The organism is Vibrio ordalii ATCC 33509 (genome assembly GCA_000257205.1).
Taxonomy (GTDB): Bacteria; Pseudomonadota; Gammaproteobacteria; order Enterobacterales; family Vibrionaceae; genus Vibrio; species Vibrio ordalii.
Genome location: AEZC01000170.1, coordinates 1 through 1,536, shown reverse-complemented (window position 1 = coordinate 1,536; position 1,536 = coordinate 1). Strand labels below are relative to the sequence as shown.

The window sequence follows — 1,536 nt, the reverse complement described above, 5'->3', positions numbered from 1 at the left end:
ATAACAAGCAGGGACTAGATGCTGTCCTTTTTTCTTTGACATTCTTACCTCCGTTGATTATTACATATAACGCCCGGCTAAGGGGTTGACAACGCACCGCCGAACTTAAAAAACACACTTAAACACTGAACTGCAATTTTGCACTAAAGTCGCCACGCGTTGGCAATCCCTCTTGAGCCGTTTGTTATGCAAATTCAATGAGATAAAATGACTTTACTCGATCAAAAACCACAATTGCAATGGTTGAGTGATTCAAGAATCAACCCAAGCAAGAACTGTGATAAATAAGCCGCCAAAACAAAGCCCACCCTTCAGCAACAAACCAAGCTTTTGAATCAGGAAAACTCAACGAGCGAAACCTTCAGCAAGTGAAAAATGCTCGATAAACTTGCCCTTTCCACACTTTGCGCCCACTGAATTTACAACGCGCCAGCGCTAAAACTCATTGAGGCAAACAAAGAACCTTGCCTGTTTTACGGCTTGAGTGAACCACGAATCTGAGGGTAAAAATACTCATTTGCCGAAAATACAAAACGAATGGCCGGAGAAATCCCAAAAGATTGAACCCCTAAATTTACCTTAGTTGCATAACGCCCGCCTAAGGGGCTGACAACGCATTACCACTAAACTCAAACGCAACAACTGAAACCACCGCGGCTCAATGGGGCTGGAAACGCCACGCGTTGACAGTCCCTCTTGAGGCGTTTGTTATGTACGTGCGCTTTGTTCCAGCGAAACAAACAACGGCTTTACAAACTTTGCTTCTTCTTGATAACGATTTCTCGTATCCCAAAGATCAACTGCATGTTGAATGTTAAGCCAAAATTCTGGGGTGTTACCTAATGCCGCGGCTAACTTGATTGCTACCGGAGCTGTTAACACACCACCATTAATTAAATTACTCACCGTATTTCTGTGTACGCCCATCGCTTCAGCGAGCGCTTTTGATGTGATGCCCATTGGTTCAAGAAATTCAACTTTTAACATTCCCCCAACGCTAACTGGACGACGTTTTGTCTTACGCATAGTCGTTACCTCAATACTTATGTGGGTCTAAGTAAGTATTTAGTGCAACACCATCAACCCACTGAAAAATCAAACGATACTGTTTGTTCACTCGAATTGAACACCAACCTTTAAGATTTCCTTCAAGATGTTCAAAACGATTACCCGGTGGAATTCTTAAGTCTGATTCAGCTTGAGCTGCATCTAAGATTTCCAGCTTCCGAAATAGAGCATTCTCTATGCTACTTGGAATTAAACGATGTCGTTTATCATCCTCGTAAAACTGCTCTAACCACTTATCTTTAAATTCTAATGCCATTGCAACTTGCACTGTCTCATTGTGCATCCATAGACAAAGACTAACGCATAATGACACTGTGCACAAGTTTGATTTGTAGGAAGGATTTCAGAAAAGTACATAACGCCCTGTTAAGGTGTGAGCAACGCAATACCGAAGTTCCCACATACCACCTTAAACACTAAATACAACGCATAGTAAAAATGCCACGCGTTGCGAATCACTCTTAAACA

The 1,536-nt window shown here is 42.2% G+C and carries 2 protein-coding genes; both read right to left on the bottom strand.

All coding sequences use genetic code 11. From position 1 onward, the window contains the following. Positions 1 to 708: 708 nt before the first annotated feature. Positions 709 to 1,026: a HigA family addiction module antitoxin gene (locus VOR_RS0111715; RefSeq protein WP_010319893.1), complete on the bottom strand. Its 318-nt coding sequence runs from the start codon at positions 1,024 to 1,026 to the stop codon at positions 709 to 711. Positions 1,027 to 1,036: 10 nt separating this feature from the next. Then, the gene (locus VOR_RS0111710; protein WP_001162670.1) at positions 1,037 to 1,324 is read right to left on the bottom strand and encodes a type II toxin-antitoxin system RelE/ParE family toxin; all 288 of its coding nucleotides are present in this window, start codon (positions 1,322 to 1,324) and stop codon (positions 1,037 to 1,039) included. Positions 1,325 to 1,536 lie beyond the last annotated feature (212 nt).